Raw genomic sequence first — 25,833 nt, 5'->3', positions numbered from 1 at the left:
CAATTATGCGAGACGCGTCTTGGAGCTCAGCTTGTAGCGGGAACCCGGCGACAACAATCTGGCATAGGAGACCAGAAAGCCGTCTGACCAGGTGCGCCGGTGCAGCAGCAGGCAGGGGGTGTCGACCCTCACTTGCAGCAGTCCGGCTTCACCAGCACTCGGCAACACGGCTTCTACCACGTGCTCCATCTCGGAGAGGGGGCAGATCTCCATCAGATAGCTGTTTGGCGTCTGCTGGGTGAAATCCTGCTCGCCATAGCCGGGCAGTCGCTCGGCATCGACGAAGCGCTCCTCCAGTTGCAGCGGCTCCCCATCGGCCTGATGGACGATGAGGCTGTGAAAGGTGGGCGCCCCGACCCGCAGGCCCAGACGCACCGCTACTTTCTCGTCGGCGGCCTGACGTTGCAGCCGGATCACCCGCGCGCTGTACTCGCAGCCCCGCTCGGCGATCTCGTCTGCAATATTGCGAATCGCCAGGAGCGGCGACTCGGTACGCCTGTCGGCCACGAAACTGCCGGATCCGGCGGTGCGCACCAGCCAGCCTTCGGCCACCAGCTCACGCAGCGCCTTGTTCACCGTCATGCGGCTCACGGCAAACTGCTCGCACAGGGCGGCCTCGGTCGGGATCCGGTCGCCCGCCTGATAGTGGCGTTCGCGGATCCCGTCCAGGATGTGCTGCTTTATCTGAAGGTAGAGCGCAGGAGCCACCGGATGGTCCTCAGCGGCGACGGTGGGGCGGACGCATGTCCGGCCAGGCGCGATAGACGTCCGGGATCTGGTCAGGGCCGCTGATGCAGAGATCGAGATCGTGCAGCAGGCCATCCTTGATGCCGTAGATCCAGCCGTGCACCGCCAGCTCCTGCCCCTTGCGCCAGGCATTCTGGATGATGGTGGTGTGGCAGACGTTGGCGACCTGCTCGGCCACGTTCAGCTCGCACAGGTAGTCGAAGCGCTCGTGCTCATCCTCGATGGCTTCGAGCTGTTCGCCGTATTTGAAGTAGACGTCCTTGATGTTTCGCAGCCAGTTGTCGATGAGACCCAGCTCCTGGTTCTGCATCGCAGCCTTGACGCCACCGCAGCCATAGTGGCCGCAGACGATGATGTGCTTCACCTTGAGCACCTCCACCGCGTATTGCAGCACCGAGAGGCAATTGAAGTCGGTGTGCACCACCAGGTTGGCGACGTTGCGGTGGACAAAGACGTCCCCCGGCAAGAGCCCCATCAGCTGGTTGGCTGGAACCCGGCTGTCGGAACAGCCGATCCAGAGGTACTCGGGTGCCTGCTGGGCGGACAGGGTAGCGAAGAAATTGGGATCCTCGGCCTTGATCCGTTCCGCCCACTCGCGGTTGTTGGTAAACAAGTCGTTCAACAGTTTCACTTCTGCTCTCCCTACTGTGGCAGTGGCGGCAACATACCATACACAAGGGTAACCAAGGCAAGGCCGACCAGATCCCCGCAAAACAAAAACAGGGCCATCAGGCCCTGCTTCTTACCGGAGGAGGCCGTCAGGCATCCATGGCATCTTTCAGCTTCTTCAGCGCGTTTTTCTCAAGCTGGCGCACTCGCTCGGCGGAGACGCCGTAAGTATCGGCCAGCTCCTGCAGGGTGGTCTTGCTCTCGTCATCGAGCCAGCGGGCACGAATGATGTGCTGGCTGCGCTCGTCCAGGGTCGCCATGGCCGCACTCAGACGACGGGTGGCATGGCTGTCCCAGTTGTCGTTCTCGATGTTCGCCGCGAGATCGGAAGATTTGTCTTCCAGATAGTGCACCGGAGCGAAGCCACCCTCGTCTTCATCGTCACCGACCAGATCGAAGGCCTGATCGTAATTGCTCATGCGCGCTTCCATCTCGGTGACGTCGGCAGCGGATACTCCGAGGTCGGCAGCCACGGCCTGCACCTCTTCGTGGTTCAGCCAGCCCAGACGCTTCTTGGACTTGCGCAGGTTGAAGAACAGCTTGCGCTGGGCCTTGGTGGTCGCCACCTTGACCATGCGCCAGTTGCGCAACACATATTCGTGGATTTCGGCCTTGATCCAGTGCACGGCGAAGGAGACCAGACGCACGCCCACGCTCGGGTCGAAGCGTTTGACGGCTTTCATCAGGCCGATGTTGCCTTCCTGCACCAGATCGGCCTGAGGCAGGCCATAGCCGGAGTAGCTCTTGGCCACGTGAACGACAAAACGCAGGTGCGACATAACGAGCTGGCGTGCAGCTTCGAGATCGCCATCCTGCTGCAGACGCATCGCCAGTTCGCGCTCTTCCTCTGCGCTCAGCACAGGGATCGAGTTGACGGCCTGGATATAGCCTTCCAGACTACCTTGCGGAATCAGAGCCATAGTGCGTTGCAATGAAGTTCCCATGTTCTACCTCTTACTTTTCAATCGAATCAGTCTAACACCCTGAGAAGACGTGTCTACCGACCAGGTATCATTCTGCGTGCTGCATCATACATCACCCCAGCATGAACCCGGCCTATCTTAGGCTGACGGCATGAATCATAAATGAACAGTCAAAAAAAAGGGGTCACAGTAAAGGACCCCTGAAAAGTAGCATGCTAAGTCCATTGTTGCGGAGCTCGCAACCTTCACATGCTTGCCAAGTCAGACGAGCAAGGCATAGGGGCCATACCCGTATTCATTCTGCTGCAGTCAATAGACCATTGATAAATCAAAAGGTTCAGAGGATCCACATATGATCCTCGGCGCAGACACCATTCAGATTACTCTGAGAAAGTGGCCCGTGCCAGAAACGGGCCACTCTTTTACTTGATCCAGTTCGCAAAATCCAGCGCTTTAAAATGCTGACAAATTAATCAGGACGGTTCTATGTCGCGAATGTGCCTGTGCACCGAGAACCAGGAGGCGATCAACCCCAGCAGGGCGCCCAGCAATATGAGATTGAAGCCGTCGAACGCCCCCATCCCCACCAGACGGAAGTTGCTGTTGTAGAGCCCCGCCAGCTCCTTCACCACCCCCTCGCTCCAGATCACCATCACCTCGGTCAGCCACCAGGCCAGCATGCCGCCAATGACCCCGAACCAGATGCCCGTATAGAGGAAGGGACGGTGGATGAAGGCATCGGTCGCGCCCACCAGCTTGAGCACTTCAATCTCGGAACGCTGGTTCAGAATGTTCAGGCGCAGGGTGTTGCCCACGATCAGCAACACAGCGGAGAGCAGCAACACCGCGATACCTGTAATGGTGTGGCGCAGCAGGTTCATGATCCCCTGCAACCGGGTCAACCACTGCAGATCCAGCTTGCCCTGCTCGATACCGGGCTCGTTCTCCAGCTTGGCGAGCAGCTCGGCGGCCCCTTCCGGATTCTGCCAGCGCGGATCCGGGATCACGCTCAGCACCGGCGGCAGCGGGTTGCTGTCCAGATAATCCAGGGCATCACCGAAACCGGAGATCTCCCGAAATTCCCTGAGCGCCTCGTCACGGTTCATATAAGTGACGGACTCCACCTCCGGATAGAGCAGGATCCGCTGCTTCATGTCGAGGATGCTCTGCTCCGGCAGATCCTTGCGCAGATAGAGAGAGATCTGGGAGCTGGTCTGCCAGCTCCCCTCTACCACTTCGGCATTCTTCAGCAATACGTGGAAACAGGAAGGCAGCGCCAGACTCACGCCAAGTACCGCCAGGGTCATCAGGGAGGCGAGCGGGTTGCGCCACAGCTCACCCAGGCTGGCAAAGGCCTGACGCACATGATCCACACCATACATCATCAAACGACGCAACGGCGGCTGTTTATGACGAACAATAGCCATCAGCGATCCTCCCCGGACGAATACATGCGACCCGCCTTGAGGGTCAGGGTGCGGTAGCGCATCCGGGCGATCAGCCCCAGATCGTGAGTGGCAATCAGCACGGAGACGCCGAAGCGGTTGAACTCCTCGAACAGGCGCATGATGTCCATGGAAAGCTGGGGATCCAGGTTGCCGGTCGGCTCGTCCGCCAGCAGCAGGGGCGGCTTGTTGACGATGGCGCGGGCGATGCCGACCCGTTGCTGCTCACCACCGGAGAGCATGCGCGGCTGGTAGCGCTCCTTGCCGAGCAACCCGACCTTGTCCAGCGCCGCCGCCACCCGCTTGTTGATGTCCCCATGGCTGTAGCCATCGATCACCAGGGGCAGTGCGACGTTGTCGAACACGGTACGATCCATCAACAGGCGGTGATCCTGGAAGATCATGCCGATCTGGCGGCGCACGTAGGGGATCTGACTGCGCTGGATGTGGCTGACGTCATCGCCGTGGAAGAAGACGCGGCCGTCGGTCGGTCGTTCCATCACGCTGATGAGCTTGAGGAGGGTACTCTTGCCCGCCCCCGAATGGCCGGTCAGGAAGGCCATCTCCCCCTTGCGCAGGTGAAAACTGACCTTTTGCAGCGCTTGATGACCGCCACTGTAGACCTTGCTGACCTTGTCAAAACGAATCATAACGGTTCCCTGAGATTGACAAACCCCGACCGGGATAAAGCATGGGGCGCTCACTCCCCCGTACCGGCACAACACCTGGATGACAACACCGCTCACAACCATGCCGCGTGTCATCCTTCCCCGGATGAGCGATGTCTGCGCCCTCATAGTGACATACCCCGACCGGAGTCGGGGTATGGAACACATGCTTGTCACGGCCGGGCCGACTCATGTCAGCCGGATTTATTCTTCGCGGCTGAAGAGCGCCTCGATGAAGTCGTTGGCGACGAACGGGCGCAGATCGTCGATCCCCTCGCCCACCCCGATGTAGCGGATCGGGATCTGGAACTTGTCGGCCACCGCGAAGATGACACCACCCTTGGCAGTGCCGTCCAGCTTGGTGAGGGTGATGCCGGTCAGGCCCACCGCCTCGCTGAACAGCTTGGCCTGGCTCAATGCGTTCTGGCCGGTGCCTGCGTCCAGAGTCAGCATGATCTCGTGGGGTGCCGCATCGTCCAGCTTCTTCATCACCCGCACCACCTTCTTGAGCTCCTCCATCAGGTTGCTCTTGTTCTGCAGGCGGCCGGCGGTATCAACGATCAGCACGTCAGCCCCGCGGGAGCGGGCTGCCTCGATGGCGTCATAGATGACGGAGGCGGAGTCGGCGCCGGTGTGCTGGGCAATCACCGGAATGTTGTTGCGCTGACCCCACACCTGCAGCTGCTCGACCGCAGCGGCACGGAAGGTATCGCCAGCGGCCAGCATCACGCTCTTGCCCTCGGCCTGGAACTGTTTGGCCAGCTTGCCGATGGTGGTGGTCTTGCCGACGCCGTTCACACCGACCATCAGGATGACGTAAGGCTTCTTGCTGGTGTCGATCACCAGGGGCTGCTCGACCTTGGCCAGCATCTCGCCCATGTCCTGTTTGAGCAGACCGTAGAGCGCCTCGGCATCCTTGAGCTGCTTGCGGTCCGCGTGCTGTAACAGCCCCTCGATGATGCGGGTGGTGGTGTCGACGCCAAGATCGGCGGTCAGCAGCTGGGTCTCCAGCTCTTCGAACAGATCGTCATCGATCTTCTTGCCGCTGAACAGGCCGAAGAAACCGGAACCGATATTCTCCCTGGTACGCACCAGGCTGCGCTTGAGGCGGGCAAAGAAGCCCTCCCGCTGCGGCTTCTCCTGAGTGTCGTCGTCCACCTTGGCGGCCAGTGGCAGAGCGGCCAGAGCGGCGGCCTCAGCCTCCATCGCGGCGACCAGACGCAAATCTTCCGCTCGCTGGGCCTCTTTGGCGACACGAGCTTCCTCGGCAGCCTGAGCTTCGGCGGCAATACGAGCCTCTTCCGCAGCGCGAGCTTCGGCGGCAATACGAGCTTCTTCTGCTGCACGGGCTTCGGCAGCGATGCGAGCCTCTTCTGCGGCGCGTGCCTCGGCAGCAATACGAGCTTCTTCCGCAGCGCGGGCTTCGGCGGCCACACGGGCTTCTTCTGCGGCGCGGGCTTCGGCGGCAAGACGAGCTTCTTCCGCAGCGCGAGCCTCGGCGGCAATACGGGCCTCTTCTGCAGCGCGAGCTTCGGCGGCCACACGGGCTTCTTCTGCAGCGCGATCCTCGGCGGCAACACGGGCTTCTTCTGCGACCTGAGCTTCGGTTGATATCAAAGCCTCATTGACGATGACGGGCTCAAGCTCGCCCTCCGGCTCTTCCACAACCAGGGGGCCTTCGTCAGGGCCGCTCAGCAGCGCTTCGGGCTTGGCGGCGGGGGCATCAGCCGGGGCAACATCGGCGACAGGCGCAGGAACAGCGGCGGCCTGCGACTCGACTACCGCCGGGGTAGCGTCGGGCGCCTGCGATGGAACGGCCTCAGCCTCTTCTTTCTTGCGGCCGAAACCCAGCCAGGAAAACAAACCTTTTGCCATCTAAAAATACTCACATCAAAGGCTGACTGCTAAGATAGCCGTCCCTCGGCGGGTCGGCATAAAAATGAACCGCCTTATACTATCACTTTATTTTCTGACGACGAAACGCGATGCCCAGAGTGAAATCCAGCCGTAACAGCCCGAGCAAGAGCCCGGCCCCCCAGGGGCGAGCGGGCGTGGTACGAATCATCAGCGGCCAATGGAAGGGGCGCAAACTCCCCGTCAGGGATGTGGAAGGGCTCAGGCCCACCACGGATCGCGTCAAGGAGACCATCTTCAACTGGCTGGCTCCCCACGTGCGCGGTACCCGCTGCCTGGATCTGTTCGCCGGCAGCGGCGGGCTGGGGCTGGAAGCCTTGTCCCGCTATGCCGAACAGGTCACCCTGATCGAGATGGACAGAGGCGCCGCCGACCAGCTCAAGAAGAACCTGACGACCCTGGGCAGCAGCCAGGGGCAGGTGATCCAGGCCGATGCCGTGAGCTGGCTGCAAGGCCCGGCCACCCCCTTCGACCTGGTCTTTCTGGACCCACCGTTTCGTCGCGAGCTGCTGCCCCAGGTGTGCGAGCTGCTCGAGCAGCGCGGCTGGCTGGCATCCGATGCCCTCATCTATCTGGAGCGGGAAAAAGAGATGGCCGATCTGGCGCTGCCCGCCAGCTGGAAACTACTCAAGGACAAGCAGGCTGGTCAGGTCTGCTATCAGCTCTACATGTACAGGATCTTTAGCTACAACCAATTGAAATAGATAGAAAAAAGGCTTCGTTTGTGATCTGATTTAATCGCAAAAAAAAACCGACACGCCCGAAGCCATGACTATTATCAATGCAACCCAGTACCTCAAGCAACTTCTTAGCTCTTCTGAACTCAACCGGATCGGTAAATTTACCGGTTTTTGTCAGCGACTCCGGGATATCCAGCCTGCGAGACTACTCCCGGCTCTGCTCTCAGGGCTTGGTTGCGACAAGGTGGATGGTATTGCTGGTTTGCATCGCCATTTCAATGCGTTGCAGCTCCATGATACTGACCAAATAGCGTATAAACCCTTTCACAACCAGTTACGCAAGCAGGGTTTTCCCTTGTTCATGCGCGCACTGGTTGAACGAGCCATCGCCTTACGCCTCAAGGAGTGTCTACCGGACGCCCACGGACTGGCAGGCTTTGAGCAGGTACTGCTGCAGGACGGGTCGTCATTCGCGTTACATCCGCAATTGGCAGAACATTTCCCGGGCCGATTCAATAAGCACAGCCCCGCTGCGGTAGAGTGTCATATGACCATGTCCTTGCTGGACCAGTCGCCGATATCGATGAGTATCACGGCGGATACCGAATCGGAGCGCAAGCATCTTCCGGCCGCAAATTCGTTAAATAACAAACTGTTATTGGCGGATGCCGGTTACATCAGCCGCGAGTACTTTGCTGATGTGACCAAAGCCAAAGGAAGCTATCTGGTCAGAGGGAGTCAAAATCTCAATCCCAAAGTACAGGCAGCTTACCGACAGGACGGCAGGGAAATGCCCAAGTTACTCGGAAAAAAGCTCAAGGATATCGATCGGAGAAGCTGCAGAGCCGAGGTTCTGGATCTGGATGTGAGTTCGGGAAAGTATAAATATCGACTCATAAGACGTTGGTTTGCAGAGGAAAAACGGTTCTGTATATGGATGACCAATCTTCCGCGTGAGCGATGGCCAGCCGAGAAGGTGATGGCATTGTATCGTTGCCGTTGGCAGATCGAACTGTTGTTCAAAGAGCTGAAATCACATAACCGGTTGAAGGCGTTCGCGACACGACAAAAAGCGATAGCGGAAGGCTTGATCTGGGCTAGTTTGCTGGCCTTGCTGGTCAAACGTCGGCTGGCGCTGACGCTGATTGGCAGCGCGGAGTTATCGATGCTGAAGATTGCCAAAAACAGCGCGCTTTGGTTAATGCCGATATTGGCGAGCATCATCCATGGTGCGTGGCAGGAAATAACAGAGAAGTTGGAGTGGGCAATGGTGTATTTATCCAAAAACGGCAAAAAGAGTAGGCAGAGAAAATCCAAGCAAAACAACACGTTAGACGGTATTATTAATTCGCTTGCCGCTTAAGGTTCTGTACATGATCAGCTCTATCTACGGGACACCAAGCATGACGCTGCTGTTTAAAGGGGAGTTGGGTACAGTCCCCTTCTCCGTCAATTTGGACAACGGCTCAAGGACAAGTAGGTCGATCACATCAGGTCTGCTATCAACTCTATGTACGGGAGGTAAACGATGAAGCGGGTGTTTAATCTGTTGGCGATGGGGGTGCTGCTGTTCTTCTGGTTCGGTGTGGCACTCGCCCTGCTGGGCACCCTGCCGGGCAAACTGAACGGCTTTCTGCCGGTGTGCGGCGTCATCGTGATATTGATGCACTGGGTACAGGCCAGCATGATCAAGGCGGCCTGCAAACCCTACTTCGCGGTCACTCGTCTCGAATTCACCCAGGTGCTGATCTTCGGGGTGTTCGGCATGATGGATATCCGCACCAAGCTGCAGGCCATCATAGACGCCAGGAAGAAGGGAGAGACTCCCCCCAGGGCCGACTAGGCCACCCCCGGCCCGACCAGAAGGAGTGATTCGTCACTCCTTTTGCGTTTTTCCGAGGCTGATTCCCAGCTTGATGGAGAGGGCGGCGAGCAGCAGCAGCATGGCAATGAGGGAGAAGAAGTTGCTGCCAAGCTCGGGGTACTGCACCTTGACCAGGGCAGAATGGCCGAACACGCCGATAAAGAAGCAGAGCAGGATGCAACTGGGTGTGTTGCCCACCATGGGCTCATGGCGATAGTGCTGATAGAGCTGGCTGGCCGCCAGCAACAGGGCGATGAGGGGGTAGAAGGAGAAGGGGACGACCGACTCCGTCAAGGCCGACAGGAAGGCATCGCCACAGATACCGATCAGCAGGGCCAGCACCAGGGGCTTCTTCGGAATCGCGTTCGGTTCATGCATGAGGCTGTCCATCCTTGCGTTATGTGAGAGATTCGTGGCGCTTGCGGTTCTGCACCTCGGCGCCCATGGCGATCATCCGCAGCTGGCTGATGGTGCGCTCCGACAGTGCCTTGCACTCTTCCGGGGTCATGTCGAGGGCGTCTGCACCGGCGCTGAAGACGATGGTCACCATGGCCTCGGCCTGGATATAGGCCTCTTCCCGTGGCGCCTGCGTGGTGGCTTCCAGATAATCGGTCAGCTCGGCGATGAAGTGCTGGATCTCCCGGGCCACCGCCTGACGGAATGCAGCCGAGGTGCCGGAGCGCTCGCGCAGCAGCAGCCGGAAGATGTTCGGGTTGTTTTCGACGAATTCCATGAAGGTCTGCACCGAGGTGCTGATGACGCTGCCACCACCGGCAATGCGCTGGCGCGCCTGGCGCATCAGTTGGCGCAGGGTCAGCCCTCCCTCGTCCACCAGCGTCAGCCCCAGCTCTTCCATGTCCCGAAAGTGGCGATAGAAGGAGGTCGGCGCTATGCCCGCCTCTCTGGCCACTTCCCGCAGGCTGAGGTTGGAGAAACTGCGGTTGGCGCAGAGTTGACTGAACGCCGCCTCGATCAGCGTACGCCGGGTTTTTTCTTTTTGTTGCGCGCGAATACCCACGAAAACAGTCACCTTGAGATTAGCGAGGCCAGATGATAACCCGAAGGCGGGGCCGGGATCAGGTTTGTCTCCGACTTTTTTACCATTGACCCGCATTCCGGCTCAATGGAGAATAGTGAACAGCTGTTCGCTGAAAGGAGCCGAGTGAAATGGACCGCCCCCGATCATCATGACCAACACCCTGCTGTTCGCCCTCTCCGGGCTGACGGCACTGATAGCGGTCCCCTGGTATGGACTGAGCCAGGGCTACGACCTCTGGCAGTGGCTCTGCTTCCTGCTGCTGTTCTGCTATTGCGGCATCTCCATCACCGCCGGCTACCACAGGCTCTGGTCCCACAAGGCCTACAAGGCACACCCGGCCCTGCAATGGATCTTCGCCATCGGAGGCGCGCTCGCCCTGCAGAACTCGGCGCTGCACTGGTCCTCGGATCATCGCCGCCACCACCGCCACGTGGATGACAACCAGAAGGATCCCTACAGTGCGGGTCGCGGCTTCTGGTACTCCCACATCGGCTGGATGCTGCGGGAATACCAGCGCGATACCTACCACGACTACAGCAATGTGCGCGACCTGCAAAACAACCCCGTGGTCGCCTTCCAGCACAGGCACTATCTGGCCCTGGCTCTTGTCACCAACATCGGCATTCCGCTGCTGCTCGGCCTCCTGCACGGGGATCTGCTCGGCATGATGTTGCTGGCCGGGGTGCTGCGCATGGTGATGACCCATCACACCACCTTCTTCATCAACTCCCTGGCCCACATCTGGGGCAGCCAGCCGTTCACGGATCGCAACAGCGCCCGGGACAACGGCATCCTGGCCTTCTTCACCTTTGGCGAGGGCTATCACAACTTCCATCACCTGTTCGAGAACGACTACCGCAACGGTATTCAGTGGTGGCAGTTCGATCCCACCAAGTGGCTGATCCGCACCGCCGCCTGGTGCGGGCTCGCCAAAGACCTGAGATCCTGCCCGGAGGAACGCATCGAACAGGCCAGGCTGGAGATGCAACTCAAGCGCGCCCAGGCCAGAGTGCACAAACAGGACGACAGGGAACGCTGGCAGGCACTGCTGCAGGAGGAGTACGACAAGCTGAGCCTGCAGATCCAGCACTACTATGCCAGCCGCAAGTCACTGCTGGAGCAGCGCAAGCGCACAGCCCTCGCACGCTACGACAGGCTCAGGCTGCAACTGGAGTACCGCACGTTGCGAGACGGTTTCCTCGTTGCCAAGCGCAACTGGAGTCGTCTGCTGGCGGGCCTCGCCTGATCGCCGAGACATCACGCAAAAGACCGCCAGCAGGCGGTCTTTTTGATTGGGCAAACGGACGGCGGGCATAAAAAAATGGGGCAACATTCGCATGTCACCCCCTCGCAAATAGCATGTTCCATATTGGGCTCCCGCAACCACGGGGGTCTGTCTGGCATCACGGGTTTCCGCTCCCGATCCGCCTCGCCTGCCGGAGCAATCCGGTTGGCCCATTTCCCCTGTTGCCGTCACCCACACGGCAGACCAGCCGCCGTGTTTGTCCTTGCACTCGAGATACTACGCAGTTAAATAAAATAAAAAACCGTTCTACACGCACCTCTATGCAGTCGAGGCCCCTGGATTGTTACTGCACTCTTAATATAAATCGATTAAAAACAATACTATACAATCCAGTCCCGCCTTTGGATGGCAAACGTTATCCTCGAAGGCGCACAAGGCTTTGCGAGATCTCGCACAAGGCGGATCCCACTCACAACCAACGATGCAAAGGTAACCAATCGCTCAATTGCGCCAGCAGGCGCCGCCATGCAGAGGGGGACGCCACCACCGGGTGCACGGCCTGCTGCAACCAGCCATCGATGAGTTGCTGCAACTCGTCGCACAGCGTCGGGCTATGGAGGTGCAGCATCAGCTCGGTGTTGAGCATCAGGGAGCGGGGATCCAGGTTGAAACTGCCGAGCAGCGCCTCCTCCTTCCCCATCAGGATCAGCTTGGCATGCAGACTGAACGCCTCCGTCGTCAGCTCGAACAGGGTGACCCCCTGACGCTCGAGCCAGGGGCGGTGACGTCGATAGGCGCCATAGACCAGGGGTACGTCCGTGCTGGCCAGGGAGTTGGTCAGGATCTCGATGTCGACCCCCTGCCGTCGCTGCCCCTTGAGCCGGCGACGCAGCCCCCGTGTCAGGATCAGGTAAGGGCTCACCAACCTCAGGGCCCCCTGATTGCTCGCCAGCATGCGTCCCAGCAGGGGCGCCGTGGTCGGCCGGGCGACCAGCCCCTTGCCGGGGCGATCGAACCAGCACTGCCCTCGCCCGGGATGCCAGCAAAGGGGAATGGGGCACTCATCAAACAGAGTGGCCGGCAGATCATAGGCGGCCGCCATGGCGGGGTCGGTCAGGGTCAGCAGGAAGTCGTTCAGGGCCCGGATTTCGGCTGGCAGCAAGGGGCGTTTCAACAGACGACGGACCGGGTGGCTCCAGCGACTGTGCCAGAACAGCGCGAACCCCTGCTCGGCCTGCTGACAGAGGGGGCCGCGGCAGAGCAGATCCAGGTCGATGAAGTGAGGCGACATCCCCAGCCCGAAGTAACGATCACCGATGTTGCGCCCGCCGATCACCGCCTGGCTGCCATCCACCAGCAGCAGCTTGTTGTGCATCCGGTGGTTGATGCGGCGAAAGCTCAGCACCCCTTCCAGCAGCAAGGTAAGGGGACGCCAGCCCCGCAGCCAGAAGGGGTTGAACAGGCGCACCTCGATGCCCGGTTCCGCCGCCACCGCCTCCAGAAAGCGGTTCTCCCCGCCGTAGAGATCGTCGATGAGCAGTTGCACTACCACTCCGCGCCGGGCCGCCCGCACCAGCTCCGCCAGCAGCAGCTTGCCGCTGCCGTCCTCTTCCCAGCTGTAATACTGGGCGAGGATCCGGTGGCGAGCCTGGCGGATCAACTGGCATCGGGCCTTGAGGGCGGCGCCGGGATCGGCGAGCAAGGCAAACTCGGCGGGGATCAAGGGTCATCTCCCTGTCATCTGGTGGTGGCATAACCCAGACAACCGCCCCGATAGCCCAGTGTCAAGGAGCCGATGATGGAACTGCGCGACCACCCCTCCCTCAGTCAGAGACCCCATGCCAGCCAACCGGATCCCACCCCGGCCAGGCTGTTGATGCCCTGGTACCAGCAGCACCGGGATCTGGGCTGGGAGCCCCTTGCGCAGCATCACGAGGATCCCCTCCCCGGCCAGCATTGACAGGCTCAGGGCTGCACCGCCTCGATGGCCTCTGACTTGCCCTCCAGCTGGGGCAGGCTGAAACGGTAGGCTACGTAGTATTTGTAGATGGTGCCAACGTAGTTGATGGGCCCCTGGCCCACGTCGTTGGCCACCAGCTGCTCCACGTTGCCGAACCAGACGTTCGGATCCAGCCCCTTGTCGGCCGCCTTGGCCTGCAATGCCTGGACACGGTTCGGACCCGCATTGTAGGCGGCCAGGGCGAACAGATGGCGATTGAGCCTGTCCATCCCGGGATCATTGAAGTAGGTGTCTAGGATGAGCCGCATGTAGCGACAGGCCGCCTCCACATTGCCCTCCAGACTGGTGAGTCTGGCGCCTCGGATCCCCACCTCCTTGCCGGTACTCGGCAGCAGTTGCATGATGCCGACGGCCCCCCGGTGAGAGCCGACATTGGGATTGAGCCCCGACTCCTTGTAAGCCAGCGCGGCCAGCATCAGCCAGTCCAGCTGATACTTGTCCGCCTGGGCCTCCAGTACCTTGCGAATGGTCGACAGGCGCCCCAGCGGGTCCGGCGCCAGTATGTTGCTCATGCGGTCGCTTTGCGCCAGCAGGCGGCGCAATGTCATGTCACTGTAGAGGGTCCGCTTGCTCGACTCCGAGATGTAGGCATTCACCGCCTTGAGCAGCTCCGGGCTGTTGTTGCGCAGGGCCCAGGCGCTGCGCCCCTTGTCCCGCAGCGGTATCAGCCTGTGGGCCTTGAGGCCGCCAATCATGTCGAGCCAGATCCGCCCCTTGAAGCTGTCGGTGACCGTCAGCGGAATGATCCCGGCTGACACCATCTCCAGCAGGTCCCCATCCTGCAGGTATTCGGGAACCGTCTCGATGTAGACCGGGGGCAACCCCAGCTCCCGAAACAGCCAGTTGAGCTGGTGCAGGCTCTCGAAATAACTGGAGCTGGCTCGCACCCAGACCCGCCGGCCGGACAGCTGGGTGATGCGATTGAAGGCAGGGAGATCCCGCTGGCTCACCACCCACTCCTCGATGGGGGCGATCAGCGGCTGGGAGAAGGTCACCTGCTCGCGCCGGGTGGGGGTGACCGTCAGGTTGGCGGCCACCAGATCCCCGCGCCCCTCGGCCAGATAGTCCAGCAGCTTGTCCTGGCGCACCGGGATATAAATGATCTTGAGCTTGAGCTTCTCCTTGGCCAGGTAGGTCTGGTTCAACCAGCGCTCGAATCCCTGAAGCTGATTGACCAGGATGCCGTACTGGGCTCCCTTGTCAAAAAAGAAAAACCCCCGCTCATAGACCACCAGGGCCCTGAGCTCTTTTTTTTGCAGGATGTGTTCGAGATCACCGGCCTGGGGCAGCAACTGCGGCTTGAGATCCGCCGCCAGCAGAGGGAGAGAGCAGAGAGCCAGCAGGGCCCAGATCCATCGCCGCATCATGATTTAACCACCTCGCTGTGGGCCGGTGCGCACCGTCGGGTCTGTCAGAGAAGGCGCCTGCGCCAAGTCATGGGGCGTCGCGGGATCTTCTGCCGATCGGCGCATGCCGGACGGAAAACGGATCGTCCGTGGGATAACTCACTATACAACGCAAAGGGAGGGAAAAAGCGAGGGGCAGAGCAAGACGGCAGGCAAGCCTGCCGTGTCATCACGATCTCAGAGGGAGCGGGCGCGCATCTCGAAGATCAGCTTCTCGGCGGTGCAGGTGAATTGCAGGCGGGCCTTCAGGATCACGCCATCCGGGCCCCGGCTCAGCTCGCTGCTGCTTTTGGCTTCGGCAGTGACCTGCTTGGCCAGCGCCTCGTAAGCTGCAAATTTCTCGCGGGCGTCGGCTTCGGCCGCGGCCTCGATCACCAGCTCCATGACGTCGTCACCTTCGCCGATGATGGTGCCGATTTCGGCGAAACAGCCGCAACTGTCACAGGTCTCGTTCAGTTCCACTTTCTCGTCTACAGACATACGTTCACTCCTACTTATTCCGGATATTGTCATCGTCGCGCAAGGCGCTGCGAAAATCCCTGATGGCAGTGCCCAGATCCTCACCGGCGCCAGCCAGGCGTTTGCTGCCAAACACCACGACGACGACCACGAGCAGGATCAGCAGATGCCAGATATGAATGCCACCCAGTCCCATAGGGAGACTCCTGACTGTTAGATACCTGGAGGTTGTATCAAAAGAAAGCGTATCGATTGTTGGGCAAAATCAAGGCAGGTGCAAGTTGGCGAAAAAATCGCGCAAAAACGGCGACGAGGCGCAAAAAAATACGGCGACCATGGGCCGCCGTATGAGTCGGTGCTACTTGTCCCCTCAACCGCTACATCCTGTACCAGCCGCCACCAGGGCGAGAGACCCGTCGAGCATAGGATCGCCAAGATATGAAAACAAATGGTATATATTCATCTAGGAATTGAAGAGGATTCATATCATGTTGCTGGAACAGCTTGCACGCATAGACCTTAATCTGTTGATAATCCTGCAAGTCTTGCTGGAAGAGCGCAACGGCAGCCGGGCTGCACGCCGTTTGCACCTGAGCCAGTCCGCCGTCAGCAAGGCCCTCGGACGGTTGCGGGAGACCTTTGACGATCCCCTGTTCGTGCGCTCGGCCTACGGGATGGATCCCACTCCCCGCGCCCTGGATCTCCAGCAGCAGCTACAACCCATACTGCTCTCCCTGGACAACCTGATCCAGCCGCCGGACTTCGATCCCGCCAGCACGGAGCGGGAGTTCGTCATTGCCAGCATGGACAGCGCCTTCACCCTGTTTGCCCCCCTCTACCTGAGCGAACTGAAGCGTCAGGCCCCTGGCATCCGCCTGCGCTACGAGGAGTGGACCGAGCACAGCCTGACCGAGATGAGCCAGGGCCAGGTGGATATCGCCTTCACTGTGCGGGAGAACTGCATCAATTCGGATTTTCGCCTCGACACCCTGCCCAACGCCATCTGCCAGCGGTTGCTCACCATCGACGATCTCACCTGCCTGGTGCAGCGGGATCACCCTGCCTTGCAGGAGCCCGAGTGGGATCTCGCCCGTTACCTCGCCTACCCCCATGTGCAGACCTACTGCGAGGGGCGGGATCGCTGGATGCTGGATCACAAGCTGGCGGAGCAGGATCTCTATCGCCGCATCGAGGCGACCGTGCCCTCCTTCGAGGCGGCCCTGCGCATGGGCATGCACTCGGACATGATAGTGACCCTCTCCCGGCTCTATGCCCGCCACGCGACCCAGGTCTATCCCCTGGTGCCGCTGCCGCTGCCCATCGCCCTGGACAGCATCTCCCACCTGCTCATCTGGCATCAGCGCCACGAGGAGGATCCGGGCCATCGCTGGCTGCGGGAGACCCTGCTCGCTCTCATCATGGGCAAGCTGGAAACCTCGGCGGACGGCCCGGCCGCTGCTGCCTGACGCGCAAAAAAACGGGGCTCAAGAAGCCCCGTTTCACGTTGACATCAGCATTCGCCCCGTCAGTTCTGACCCGTCACCGCCAGATAGTGGTGTACCCCGTCCAGCAGCATCTGCACCGAGATCATCACCAGCAGCATGCCCATCAGCCGCTCCACCGCGGTGAGTCCTCGCTCACCCAGCAGCTTGTTGAACAGCTCGTAGAACATCAGGATCACGGCGCTGGCCCCCCAGGCCATCAGCAGGGCCAATGACCAGTCCACCATCCGGGTCGGCTCCTGGTTGGCCAGAAGCAGCAGGGAAGCCAGGATGGAGGGGCCCGCAATCATGGGGATGGCCATGGGCACCAGGAAGGGCTCCTCCCCCGCCGCCAGCCCGGTCACGCCACCGGGGCTCGGGAAGATCATCTTGATGGCGATGAGGAAGAGGATGATGCCCCCCGCGATGCTGACCGCCTCCTGACGCAGGTTGAGGAAGCTCAGGATCTGCTGACCGGCGAACAGGAAGCCCATCATGATCACCAGTGAAAACAACAGCTCCCGCAGCATTACCTTGCGTCGACGCTTGGGGTCGACATGGCGCAGGATGGAGAGGAAGACCGGCAGGTTGCCCAGCGGATCCATGATCAGAAACAGCATGACGGCAGCGGAGAATGTGTCCATAGAGCGCCCGGGCAGAACCTTTCAACAAGAGGGGAAGGAGGGCGAAATATAACAAAGGTGGTGGGATTCGGCGAGCGCACCACCGCGCTCGCCGCTGGCGATCATCCGTGGTTGCAGATCTTGTCGGCGCGGGTCTGGAACCCTGACTCCGAGTCGATGAACTTGCCGCGCCTGGCCAGGAAGTCGATCAGGGCGTCGGCGTCCATCTCGCTGGCGCTGCAGGTGTGGAACCGGGCCTCGGCACCAAAGCGCGAGGCGATCGCCGCCCTGAGGCTGGCCCGGGTAAACGGACTCTCCTGCTCCAGCATCATCTCCATCACTTCGTGACCGTGTATCGATTGGGACATCTCGAACCTCTTTAATCATCATGTCAGATGACAATTAAAGCCCGAAGCCCGGAGAGGGTTCTTGATATAGGCCAACAAAACGCCTTTTTTAACGCCAGCGGGCTGGTCGTGAGCGCCGCTTTGTCGATAATGTGGCAACCTGACGGGGGGATGGCTACACTGTCGCCCCTTTTTGCCACCGCAGACAGAAAATAAGGACATTGGCGTCATGCTGTTCCATGGATTGGTCTTCAAACCCTGGCGGATCTGGACCCGTCGCCCGCTCTGGTTGAAGACCCTGCTCGGCATGCTGACCGGGATAGGTCTGGGGCTCTGCTTCAGCGAGCAGGCCCTGCTGCTCAAGCCCATCGGCGTCCTGTTCGTCAACACCATCCAGATGCTGATGGTGCCCCTCATCGTAAGTATTCACCGGAACAGTATTGACACAGGAAAAATGAGACGATCGTCTCTTGATCCCACTTTCCTGCTTGCTTGATCCTGCTCCTTAGATACGCTCCCCCCATGAGCAAAAACACCATGCATTCCGCGGGAATGCCCACCACTCTGGAGCAGGCCAACGAGCTGATTTATAAGCTCCTCGACCGCATCGCCGAGCTGGAGGACCGCCTCAATCAGCACAGCGGCAACTCCTCCAAGCCGCCTTCCAGCGACGGCCCCGGTGCACCGCCGCCGGCCCGCAAGCGTCCGGCGTCCGGCAAGCAACGGGGGGCGCAGCCCGGTCACAAGGGACATCGCCGCGAGCGGCATCCGCTTGATGCCCGCCTGACCCTGGTCCCGCATTACCCTGCCGCCGATTGCGCTTGCTGTGGCGGGGACATGGTGGCCCATGCCAAACCCTATCAGGTTCATCAGGTGTTCGAGCTGCCCGAGGTGAGCTATCTCGTCACCGAACACCAACTGTATCGTGCGACCTGCTCACGGTGTATCGGCACGACCCAGGCCGCACTGCCAGACAACGTCAGCAGCAGCCAGATGGGGGCCAATCTGCTCAGCTACATCGCGCTGCAAAGCGGCCAGTTTCACCAGAGCGTCAGCCAGATACAGCAGCAGCTCAAACAGCATTTCGGCCTGAGTTTTAGCCGGGGCGCCATCAGTGAGGCGCAGGGGCGGGTGAGTGCCATGCTCACCCCGACCTACCAGGCCATCAAGCAGCAGGTGCAGACGGCCACCCACGTTCATGCCGATGAGACCCGGCATCAGCGGGGTGGAGAGCGCCGCTGGATGTGGCTGGCGCTGAGCAAGATAGCCGTCTGCTTCATGACGGCCTATGGCCGTGGTCAGGAGGCGGCCAAGCGGCTGCTGGGCGCCGAGTTTGACGGGGTGCTGGTGACCGACCAGTACGCCGGCTACCGGTTTATCGACGCCGACCAGCGGCAACTGTGCTGGGCCCACGTGGCCCGCAATCTCGCGGCCATCGCCGAGAGTAGCGAGCAGTGCAACCAGCCCATCGGTGCCCGGTTGGTCTTGCTGGCGGATGCGGTGTTTCGTACCCGGCACCGTTGGGAAAGCGGTGCGTTGAGCAAGCAGAAATACCTGCGCAGGCTCGCGCGTTACCGGCAAAGCTGGCGAAGCCAGTTGGAGCGCGGCGCCCTGTTGTGCAGCAAACGCTACCGTGGACGATGCCAGTTGCTGCTGCGGGATGACGAGATGCTGTGGCGGTTTATGACTGACGACGAAATAGCGCTGACCAACAACGAGGCGGAGCGGGCGCTGCGTGGCTATGTGCTCTGGCGCAAGGGTAGCTACGGCGTGTGGTCTCACCGGGGCGAGCTGTTTCGCCAGCGCATCCTGTCGTTGGTGGAGACCGGCAAGCGATTGGGCCGCTGCCCACAGGAGTGGTTGAGGGCCGTGGTCAGGGCGTGCATCGAGAAGACAGATTATCCCATCCCGGCAGAACTGATGCCGTCAACCCCGTCCTGGTGAATAGATACCCCTCATCTTCTGTTCCGTCCTGGCAGGCCTCACCGCCCTGCTCAAGGGCAAGCGGCTCGACCGCATCGCCGGCAAGGCCATCGGCTTCTATCTCTGCTCCACCGCCGTCGCCATCTGCATCGGCCTGATGATGGGCTGGCTGCTGGAGCCGGGCATGGGCGCCAACATGGGTCCTTATGAACGGGGCGCCATGGCGCAGCAACCTACCCTGGCCAGCGTGCTGAGCCACCTGGTGCCGCGCAACCCGGTGCAGGCCATGGGCGATGGCAAGATATTGCAGGTGATCGTGTTCGCCGTGGCCCTCGCTCTCGCCCTCAACGCCACCGGGCGACGCGGCCGCCCCGCCATCCTGTTCTTTACCTCATTGGCGGAGGGAATGTTCAAGCTGACCCAGATGGTGATGGCCCTGGCCCCCTATGGCGTCTGCGCCCTGATGGCCTGGATGACCGGCAAGTACGGCGTCAGCCTGCTGTTGCCGCTGCTCAAGGTGATCGGCGCCGTCTACCTCGGCTGCCTGCTCCACGTGCTCGGCGTCTACAGCAGCCTGCTGCTCCTGATGGCGCGCCTCAACCCGTTGCACTACTTCAAGAGCATCGTCGATGCCCAGGCGGTGGCCTTCACCAGCAGTTCAAGCAGCAGCACCCTGCCCATCAGCCTGGCCTGCGCCGAACGCAGGCTCGGGGTCTCCCCCGCCATCACCGCCAAGGTGCTGCCCATCGGCGCCACCATCAACATGGATGGCACCGCCCTCTATCAGGGGGTCACCGCCCTGTTCGTGGCCCAGGCCTTCGGGGTGGATCTGCATCTGGTGGACTACCTGACCATCATCAGCATCGTCACACTGGCCAGCATAGGCACGGCGGGCACACCCGGTACCGGGCTGATGCTGCTGACCCTGACCCTCACTGCCGTGGGACTGCCGCTGGAAGGGGTGGCGCTCATCGCCGGCATAGACCGGATCCTCGACATGGCGCGCACCACGGTCAACGTCTCCGGCGACATCCTGGTCTCCGTGCTCATCGCCCGCAGCGAGAAGGAGCTGGATCTCGCCACCTACCACGATGCCCATGCGGGGGATGACATCGACTTCACCCTGCGCTGAGGGCGCGAGGGGCGTTCAGTGATCCTGGGGATCGTGATGGCAGCGCCAGCAGATATCGAAGTTGGCGCCGTTCTCCTCCCCGCACTGGCCGCACAGCCAGCCGTTGCCCTGGCGCTGCTGGTAGCGCTCGATGATCCGGCCCGCCCGCTGACGATCCCGCTCGTTCACCATCAGGGTCACTTGCAGCAGATCCACCGGCAGCTCCCCGAGCGCGCCGGAGAGTCCTTCGCCGCTGAGGCGCACCCTGACTCCCTCTACCTCCAAGGCCCCTTTCAGGGCATGCGCCTCCAGGGAGTGAGAGGCGCGATACAAGTTAATCCACTGATCCATACGTTGTCCTCGAAACCCTTGCCAGTGCCGTCATCACCAGCACTACCATCATTCCAGGGCGAGCATCTTCCGGGAGCGAGATGCCCGATACAGATTCATCCACCGCTCCATACGTTGTCCTCGAAGCCCTTGCCAGTGCCGTCATCACCAGCACTACCATCATTCCAGGGCGAGCATCTTCCGGGAGCGAGATGCCCGATACAGATTCATCCACCGCGCCATACGTTGTCCTCGAAACCCTTGCCAGTTCAATCATCGCCGCATCGGGCTCTTCACAGCAGCTTGTCGATGCCGTAAGCCGGGCCGTTGGCCACCAGAAAATCGATGAATGCCCTCAGCTTGCGCGGCATCAGGCGCCGCTCGGGAAACAGCAGGTAGATGGGTACCCTGGGTTGCTGCCACTCCGGCAGCAAGGAGACCAGCGTCCCGTTCGCCAGCTCATCATGGCACAGCATGGCGGGCAGGGAAGCCAGCCCCAGCCCCGCCTTCGCCGCCTCCCTGGCACAGGTGATGTTGTTGACCTGGAAGCGGGACGGGGGATCCACCAGCACTTCACGATCATCCAGCTCGAAACACCAGTGCGAGGCGAGGAACCCCGTGCTGACCGCGATCCGCTCGTGATGCACCAGATCGGCGGGCCTCTGGATCACCGGGTGGCGCGCCAGATAGTCCGGGCTGGCACACAGCAGCCGCTCGGTGCTCCAGAGACGCCGCGCCGCCAGGTTGGAGTCGCTCATGTCGCCGACCCGCACGATGGCATCCAGCCCCTCGCTGATGGGATCCACGATGCGGTTGGTCAGCTCCAGCTCCACCTTCATGCCCGGATAGGCTTGCAGGAAGTTCGCCACCAGCCTGCCCACTACCAGCTGTCCCGTCTCGATGGGCACCGCCAGCTTGAGGGTCCCCGTCACCTCCTGCTGGCTGGCACTGAGCATCAGCTCGGCCTGGGCCAGCTCCTCCACCGCCTTGCTGCAGCGTAGATAATATTGTTCACCGGCTTCCGTCAGGGTGAGCTGCCGGGTGGAGCGATAGAGCAACCGCGCGCCGAGACGCTGCTCCAGCTCGGCAATGCGGCGGCTCACCGTCGCCTTGGTCATGCCCAGCTCCTGGGCAGCGGCGGTAAAGGAGCCCTTGTCGACGATACGAACGAGGATTAAGGCAGCATTCAGGTCCATTGTTTCACCAGTGAAACTGTATATCTCATGAATGGATACTAATCGAAACAGTTGCACGATGTTAGCCTGCCCGCCACAGTTCAGGAAAACCAATATCATGAGTCAACACAAGAAGATCCCCCTGCTGGCCGCCCTGGTGCTGGCCCTGCTCGGCCTGCTGTTTGCCGGTTACTGGTATCTGCATGGCCGCTACTTCGAGAGCACCGACAACGCCTACCTGCAAAGCGAGGTGACCGGCATCGGTTCCAAGCTCTCCGGCTACATCAGCGAAGTACTGGTGACCGACAACCAGGCGGTGAAGGCCGGCCAGCTCATCGCCCGGCTCGACGACCGCGAATACAGGACCAAGGTGGCGGAGGCCGAGGCCGATCTGCACCTCAACCAGGCGACGGCGGATAACCTCGCCGCCACCCGTATCCAGCAGTTGAGCCTCATCCGCCAGGCCGAGGCAAAAGTCAGCTCGGCCAATGCCGAGCAGGTCCGGGCCCAGCAGCAGGTGCGCCGGGTCAGCCAGCTCAATGAGCGTCACTACAGCTCCCAGGACAGCCTGGACGAGGTGCGGGCCGGCTTGCAGGTCAACCAGGCCCAGGCACTGGAGGCCAAGGCCGCCCTGCAGGCCGCCCGCGAGCGGCTGCTGGTGCTGGATGCCGAAGCCAAGCAGAACCAGGCCAGGCTGGCATTGAGCGAGGCCCAGCTTGAACAAGCCAGGCTGGAACTCGGCTACACCGAGCTGCGAGCCCCGGCTGACGGCATCATCGGCAAACGCAGCCTGCGGGAAGGGCTCTACGTCCAGTCCGGTATGCAGGTGGCCAGCCTGGTGCCCCTGAGCCAGGTGTGGGTCGAGGCCAACTTCAAGGAGACCCAGTTGCAGCACATGCAGCCGGGCCAGAAGGTGGAGGTGATCCTGGATGCCTATCCGGATCAACCGGTCGAGGGGATCATCGACAGCCTCTCTCCGGCCACCGGCGCCAAGTTCGCCCTGCTGCCGCCGGAGAACGCCACCGGCAACTTCACCAAAATCGTGCAGCGGGTACCGGTCAAGATCCGCATCCCGGATCCGGGCTCCCTGGCGGGCAAGCTGCTGCCCGGCCTCTCCACCGAGGTGATCGTCGACACCCGCACCCCTGATCCCGTGGTGGCCGCCCACTGATGGACGCCATACCACGCCGCAACTGGATCGCGGTCATGGGGGGCCTCATCGGCGCCTTCATGGCCATCCTCGACATCCAGATCACCAACGCCTCCCTGAAAGACATTCAAGGGGCGCTCTCGGCCACCCTGAGCGAGAGCTCCTGGATCTCCACCTCCTATCTGGTGGCGGAGATGATCGCCATACCGCTGAGCGGCTGGCTGAGCCGGGGACTGAGCGTGCGGCGCTACCTGCTGTGGACCACGGGCGCCTTCATCGTCGCCTCCGTGCTCTGCTCGTTCAGCTGGAACCTCACCAGCATGATCGTCTTTCGGGCGCTGCAGGGCTTTACCGGCGGGGCCCTGATCCCCATGGCCTTCTCCCTCATCGTCAGCTTGCTGCCGCTGCACAAGCGAGCCACCGGCATGGCGCTGTTCGGCCTGTGCGCCACCTTCGCCCCCGCCATCGGCCCGACCCTGGGGGGCTGGCTGACGGAGCAGATGTCCTGGCACTACATCTTCTATCTGAACGTGCCGCCCGGCCTGCTGGTGATGGCCATGCTGGCCCACGGGCTGGACAGGAAGCCGGTGGACTGGGAGGTGATCAAGCGGGTGGATCTCATCGGCATCCTCACCATGGCGGTGGGGCTCGGCCTCCTGGAGGTGGTGCTGGAAGAGGGCAACCGGGAGGACTGGTTCGGCTCGAGCTTCATCGTGCGGCTCACCGTCATCTCGGTGGTGGCCCTGGTGTTCTTCGTCATCAGCCAGTTGCTGCGCCGCCACCCCCTGGTCAACCTGCGGCTGCTGCACAACCCGCGCTTCGCCCTGGCCTGCTTCGCCTACCTGGTACTCGGTATGGGGTTGATGGGCTCCATCTATGTGCTGCCCCTCTACATGACCCAGATCCACAACTACAACGCCCTGGAAATCGGTGAAGTGCTGATGTGGATGGGGTTGCCCCAGTTGCTGGTGCTCCCCCTGGTGCCCAAGCTGACCCACAAGATAGATCCGCGCTATCTGGTGAGCTTCGGCTTTCTGGTCTTCGCCATCAGCTGCTTCATGAACGTGAACATGAATGCCGACTACGCCGGGCCCCAGCTGATCCAGTCCCTCATCGTGCGGGCCCTGGGGCAGCCCTTCATCATGGTGCCCCTCTCCCTGGTGGCGACCGCCAGCCTGACGCCGGACGAGATCCCCTCTTCCTCGACCCTGCTCAACGTGCTGCGCAACCTGGGGGGCGCCTTCGGCATCGCCATCATCGCCACCCTGATCGACAACGACACCCGGACTCATGTCAGCCAGATCAGTAGCACCCTGGCCGCCACCAGCATCGAGGGGCAGGCCTATCTGATGCAGTTGGCCCAGACCATGATGGCCCAGGGAGCCGGGCCGGAGCAGGCCCAGTTGCAGGCCCGGGCCATGCTGTCGAACACCATCAGCCGCGAGGCGGCCATCATGGCCTACAACCAGGTGTTCTACGTGATGGGTATCTTCCTGCTCGTCGCCAGCGCCCTGATGCTGCTGCTCAAGCAGCCTGCCCCGAGGGACCCTGACGCAGAACCGGTCGAGGCGTGAAAGGTGGGGCTCACATAGCAAAACGGGCCAGAAGGCCCGTTTTTCATGGCTGCCCGCCGGTCAGCCCGCCAGGGAGGCGGCGATCAGGAACTGTGCCGCGAAGTAGCTGCTCATGATCCAGGCCGTGGCATGGGGGAAGGGGCGGCGGAATCTGTCCAGCGCCAGCATGCTGTCGGAGAAGAGGAACATCAGCGCCCCCACCAGGGCGGCGGCGCTGCCGGCAGTGAGAGAGGCATGCCAGGCACCGGCGGCCACCCAGGCCATGGCGATGATCACCAGCATGTAGCAGAAGACGGGGATCCTCATCTCGCCGAGCTGGCCCCACAGGAGCCCGAACACCATGCCGGCCACCAGCAACAGCAGCAGGCCGTCCACCAGCTTGAGCACCAGGGGCCCCTGGGCGAAACCGACGATGTAGCAGAGGTGAGCGACAAAAAATGCCGCCAGCCCCTGGATGAAGCGATCCCGTGGCAGCATCAGCAGCACGTCCCCCGCCAGCGACAGGCAGAGACCGAGCAGGATCCAGGCGTGGGAGCCGTTGTGATCGTCGCCCTGGTAGCCAAACGCCAGGGCGATGATGAACAGCATGGTCAGGGGTTTGCTGATGTAGAACTGACGGGAGTCTGAGCCGTAAGCCGCGCGGATGTGCCACCAGCCCGATGCGATGATCAAGAAACTCAATAACATGCCCTGCTCCTCACCGGCTGCTCACCCTGGGGCGGCAACCTCTTTAGTGCCCGCAAGAGTAGCAAATTCCCCCGGCCAGTGGCAGAGGCTGAAGCAGATGGCACCCTACACCTAAAGTCTAATTGCCCCCATCCCCGCCCTCGGGCATAAGAGACAATTCTGGAGGATCACCATGGAAGACGCTATGACCAACTACCTGCCCGCTATCGACATCATGATGTGCCATCTTGGCATCAGCTTTGAACAGGCCTGCGAGCAGCTTGGCCTCAGCCCGCAGGAGCAGCAGACCCTCGACCAACTGCAAAAACAGAAGCAGACCCAGTCCAACTGATGCCCCGGACTGATGGCCCGA

27 protein-coding genes and 2 pseudogenes are annotated in these 25,833 nt (G+C 61.4%); 12 read left to right on the top strand and 17 right to left on the bottom strand.

The annotated features are described in order from the left end of the window. Positions 1–3 precede the first annotated feature (3 nt). The 6 genes from hutC to ftsY form a co-directional block, all read right to left on the bottom strand. Entirely contained in the window at positions 4–708 is a 705-nt protein-coding gene (hutC, locus tag H7R73_RS01245) for a histidine utilization repressor (protein ID WP_103259359.1), read from the bottom strand. A gap of 10 nt (positions 709–718) precedes the next feature. After that, entirely contained in the window at positions 719–1,378 is a 660-nt protein-coding gene (gene can / locus H7R73_RS01240; protein WP_010672606.1) for a carbonate dehydratase, read from the bottom strand. 127 nt (positions 1,379–1,505) lie between these two features. Next, on the bottom strand, positions 1,506–2,360 hold the full coding sequence (gene rpoH, locus H7R73_RS01235) for an RNA polymerase sigma factor RpoH (protein WP_029313526.1): 855 nt from the start codon (positions 2,358–2,360) through the stop codon (positions 1,506–1,508). Positions 2,361–2,812: 452 nt separating this feature from the next. Further along, complete coding sequence (gene ftsX, locus H7R73_RS01230) at positions 2,813–3,766, bottom strand: permease-like cell division protein FtsX (RefSeq protein ID WP_029313524.1); 954 nt, start codon at positions 3,764–3,766, stop codon at positions 2,813–2,815. Next, a complete protein-coding gene (ftsE, locus tag H7R73_RS01225; protein ID WP_010672603.1) occupies positions 3,766–4,434 on the bottom strand; it encodes a cell division ATP-binding protein FtsE in 669 nt (222 codons plus the stop codon). The genes ftsX and ftsE overlap by 1 nt, the downstream gene beginning before the upstream one ends. 222 nt (positions 4,435–4,656) lie before the next feature. Beyond that, the gene (ftsY, locus tag H7R73_RS01220; RefSeq protein WP_103259357.1) at positions 4,657–6,327 is read right to left on the bottom strand and encodes a signal recognition particle-docking protein FtsY; all 1,671 of its coding nucleotides are present in this window, start codon (positions 6,325–6,327) and stop codon (positions 4,657–4,659) included. Positions 6,328–6,437: 110 nt separating this feature from the next. Between ftsY and rsmD the strand changes: the two genes are divergently transcribed. The 3 genes from rsmD (at position 6,438) to H7R73_RS01205 (ending at position 8,889) form a co-directional block, all read left to right on the top strand. Beyond that, complete coding sequence (gene rsmD, locus H7R73_RS01215) at positions 6,438–7,070, top strand: 16S rRNA (guanine(966)-N(2))-methyltransferase RsmD (protein WP_182951451.1); 633 nt, start codon at positions 6,438–6,440, stop codon at positions 7,068–7,070. A 64-nt stretch (positions 7,071–7,134) separates the two neighbouring features. Continuing rightward, complete coding sequence (locus H7R73_RS01210; protein ID WP_011191341.1) at positions 7,135–8,409, top strand: IS4-like element ISApu2 family transposase; 1,275 nt, start codon at positions 7,135–7,137, stop codon at positions 8,407–8,409. Positions 8,410–8,574: 165 nt separating this feature from the next. Then, positions 8,575–8,889 (top strand): DUF1145 domain-containing protein, encoded by a 315-nt coding sequence (locus H7R73_RS01205; RefSeq protein WP_010672600.1) that lies wholly within the window; start codon positions 8,575–8,577, stop codon positions 8,887–8,889. 33 nt (positions 8,890–8,922) lie between these two features. Here the strand turns inward: H7R73_RS01205 and H7R73_RS01200 are convergent, their stop codons facing one another. Both H7R73_RS01200 and fabR read right to left on the bottom strand, forming a co-directional pair. Then, a complete protein-coding gene (locus H7R73_RS01200) occupies positions 8,923–9,288 on the bottom strand; it encodes a YijD family membrane protein (RefSeq protein WP_010672599.1) in 366 nt (121 codons plus the stop codon). A gap of 19 nt (positions 9,289–9,307) precedes the next feature. After that, on the bottom strand, positions 9,308–9,928 hold the full coding sequence (gene fabR / locus H7R73_RS01195; RefSeq protein ID WP_010672598.1) for an HTH-type transcriptional repressor FabR: 621 nt from the start codon (positions 9,926–9,928) through the stop codon (positions 9,308–9,310). A gap of 169 nt (positions 9,929–10,097) precedes the next feature. Between fabR and H7R73_RS01190 the strand changes: the two genes are divergently transcribed. Next, on the top strand, positions 10,098–11,195 hold the full coding sequence (locus tag H7R73_RS01190; RefSeq protein ID WP_103259356.1) for a fatty acid desaturase: 1,098 nt from the start codon (positions 10,098–10,100) through the stop codon (positions 11,193–11,195). A 469-nt stretch (positions 11,196–11,664) separates the two neighbouring features. On the opposite strand, the gene H7R73_RS01185 is transcribed toward H7R73_RS01190, so the two are convergent. Continuing rightward, positions 11,665–12,918 (bottom strand): phospholipase D-like domain-containing protein, encoded by a 1,254-nt coding sequence (locus tag H7R73_RS01185; RefSeq protein WP_103259355.1) that lies wholly within the window; start codon positions 12,916–12,918, stop codon positions 11,665–11,667. 75 nt (positions 12,919–12,993) lie between these two features. Between H7R73_RS01185 and H7R73_RS01180 the strand changes: the two genes are divergently transcribed. Further along, the gene (locus H7R73_RS01180; protein ID WP_010672595.1) at positions 12,994–13,155 is read left to right on the top strand and encodes a hypothetical protein; all 162 of its coding nucleotides are present in this window, start codon (positions 12,994–12,996) and stop codon (positions 13,153–13,155) included. Between the two features lie 5 nt (positions 13,156–13,160). Here the strand turns inward: H7R73_RS01180 and H7R73_RS01175 are convergent, their stop codons facing one another. The 3 genes from H7R73_RS01175 to tatA form a co-directional block, all read right to left on the bottom strand. Further along, complete coding sequence (locus H7R73_RS01175) at positions 13,161–14,582, bottom strand: lytic transglycosylase F (RefSeq protein ID WP_103259354.1); 1,422 nt, start codon at positions 14,580–14,582, stop codon at positions 13,161–13,163. Between the two features lie 216 nt (positions 14,583–14,798). After that, a complete protein-coding gene (locus tag H7R73_RS01170; protein WP_010672593.1) occupies positions 14,799–15,101 on the bottom strand; it encodes a YfcZ/YiiS family protein in 303 nt (100 codons plus the stop codon). A gap of 10 nt (positions 15,102–15,111) precedes the next feature. Next, entirely contained in the window at positions 15,112–15,276 is a 165-nt protein-coding gene (gene tatA / locus H7R73_RS01165) for a twin-arginine translocase TatA/TatE family subunit (protein WP_182951450.1), read from the bottom strand. A 292-nt stretch (positions 15,277–15,568) separates the two neighbouring features. Here tatA and H7R73_RS01160 point away from each other — a divergent pair, with 292 nt between their 5' ends. Next, positions 15,569–16,546 carry a LysR substrate-binding domain-containing protein gene (locus H7R73_RS01160; RefSeq protein ID WP_010672591.1) on the top strand — a complete coding sequence of 326 codons (978 nt, stop codon included), beginning with the start codon at positions 15,569–15,571 and terminating at the stop codon, positions 16,544–16,546. 59 nt (positions 16,547–16,605) lie between these two features. Here the strand turns inward: H7R73_RS01160 and H7R73_RS01155 are convergent, their stop codons facing one another. Next, positions 16,606–17,205 carry a YhgN family NAAT transporter gene (locus H7R73_RS01155; protein ID WP_010672590.1) on the bottom strand — a complete coding sequence of 200 codons (600 nt, stop codon included), beginning with the start codon at positions 17,203–17,205 and terminating at the stop codon, positions 16,606–16,608. Positions 17,206–17,306: 101 nt separating this feature from the next. Further along, positions 17,307–17,552: a YecH family metal-binding protein gene (locus tag H7R73_RS01150; protein ID WP_039040405.1), complete on the bottom strand. Its 246-nt coding sequence runs from the start codon at positions 17,550–17,552 to the stop codon at positions 17,307–17,309. Positions 17,553–17,760: 208 nt separating this feature from the next. On the opposite strand from H7R73_RS01150, the pseudogene H7R73_RS01145 reads away from it, so the two are divergent. The 3 genes and pseudogenes from H7R73_RS01145 to H7R73_RS01135 form a co-directional block, all read left to right on the top strand. Then, positions 17,761–17,949 (top strand): annotated as a pseudogene (locus tag H7R73_RS01145) (cation:dicarboxylate symporter family transporter); the annotation flags it as partial. A gap of 104 nt (positions 17,950–18,053) precedes the next feature. Continuing rightward, positions 18,054–19,475, top strand: a complete 1,422-nt coding sequence (locus H7R73_RS01140) for an IS66-like element ISKpn15 family transposase (RefSeq protein WP_043155065.1) — start codon at positions 18,054–18,056, stop codon at positions 19,473–19,475. A 4-nt stretch (positions 19,476–19,479) separates the two neighbouring features. Further along, positions 19,480–20,586, top strand: a pseudogene (locus H7R73_RS01135) (dicarboxylate/amino acid:cation symporter); the annotation flags it as partial. A 15-nt stretch (positions 20,587–20,601) separates the two neighbouring features. On the opposite strand, the gene H7R73_RS01130 reads toward H7R73_RS01135, so the two are convergent. After that, positions 20,602–20,916: a putative signal transducing protein gene (locus H7R73_RS01130; protein ID WP_010672587.1), complete on the bottom strand. Its 315-nt coding sequence runs from the start codon at positions 20,914–20,916 to the stop codon at positions 20,602–20,604. A gap of 272 nt (positions 20,917–21,188) precedes the next feature. Next, positions 21,189–22,091, bottom strand: a complete 903-nt coding sequence (locus H7R73_RS01125; protein WP_010672586.1) for a LysR family transcriptional regulator — start codon at positions 22,089–22,091, stop codon at positions 21,189–21,191. Between the two features lie 97 nt (positions 22,092–22,188). On the opposite strand from H7R73_RS01125, the gene H7R73_RS01120 reads away from it, so the two are divergent. Both H7R73_RS01120 and H7R73_RS01115 read left to right on the top strand, forming a co-directional pair. Next, complete coding sequence (locus H7R73_RS01120; protein WP_043154430.1) at positions 22,189–23,241, top strand: HlyD family secretion protein; 1,053 nt, start codon at positions 22,189–22,191, stop codon at positions 23,239–23,241. Continuing rightward, complete coding sequence (locus H7R73_RS01115; protein WP_103259353.1) at positions 23,241–24,794, top strand: DHA2 family efflux MFS transporter permease subunit; 1,554 nt, start codon at positions 23,241–23,243, stop codon at positions 24,792–24,794. Before H7R73_RS01120 ends, H7R73_RS01115 begins: the two co-directional genes overlap by 1 nt. Positions 24,795–24,854: 60 nt before the next feature. Here H7R73_RS01115 and H7R73_RS01110 read toward each other — a convergent pair whose 3' ends face one another. Then, the gene (locus H7R73_RS01110; protein ID WP_039040401.1) at positions 24,855–25,481 is read right to left on the bottom strand and encodes a lysoplasmalogenase; all 627 of its coding nucleotides are present in this window, start codon (positions 25,479–25,481) and stop codon (positions 24,855–24,857) included. Between the two features lie 172 nt (positions 25,482–25,653). On the opposite strand from H7R73_RS01110, the gene H7R73_RS01105 reads away from it, so the two are divergent. Then, complete coding sequence (locus tag H7R73_RS01105) at positions 25,654–25,812, top strand: hypothetical protein (RefSeq protein ID WP_005332188.1); 159 nt, start codon at positions 25,654–25,656, stop codon at positions 25,810–25,812. Positions 25,813–25,833: the final 21 nt, after the last annotated feature.

It is taken from the genome of Aeromonas sp. WP2-W18-CRE-05 (genome assembly GCF_014168615.1).
Taxonomy (GTDB): domain Bacteria; phylum Pseudomonadota; class Gammaproteobacteria; order Enterobacterales; family Aeromonadaceae; genus Aeromonas; species Aeromonas caviae.
This window is presented reverse-complemented; position numbering and strand designations above follow the sequence as displayed.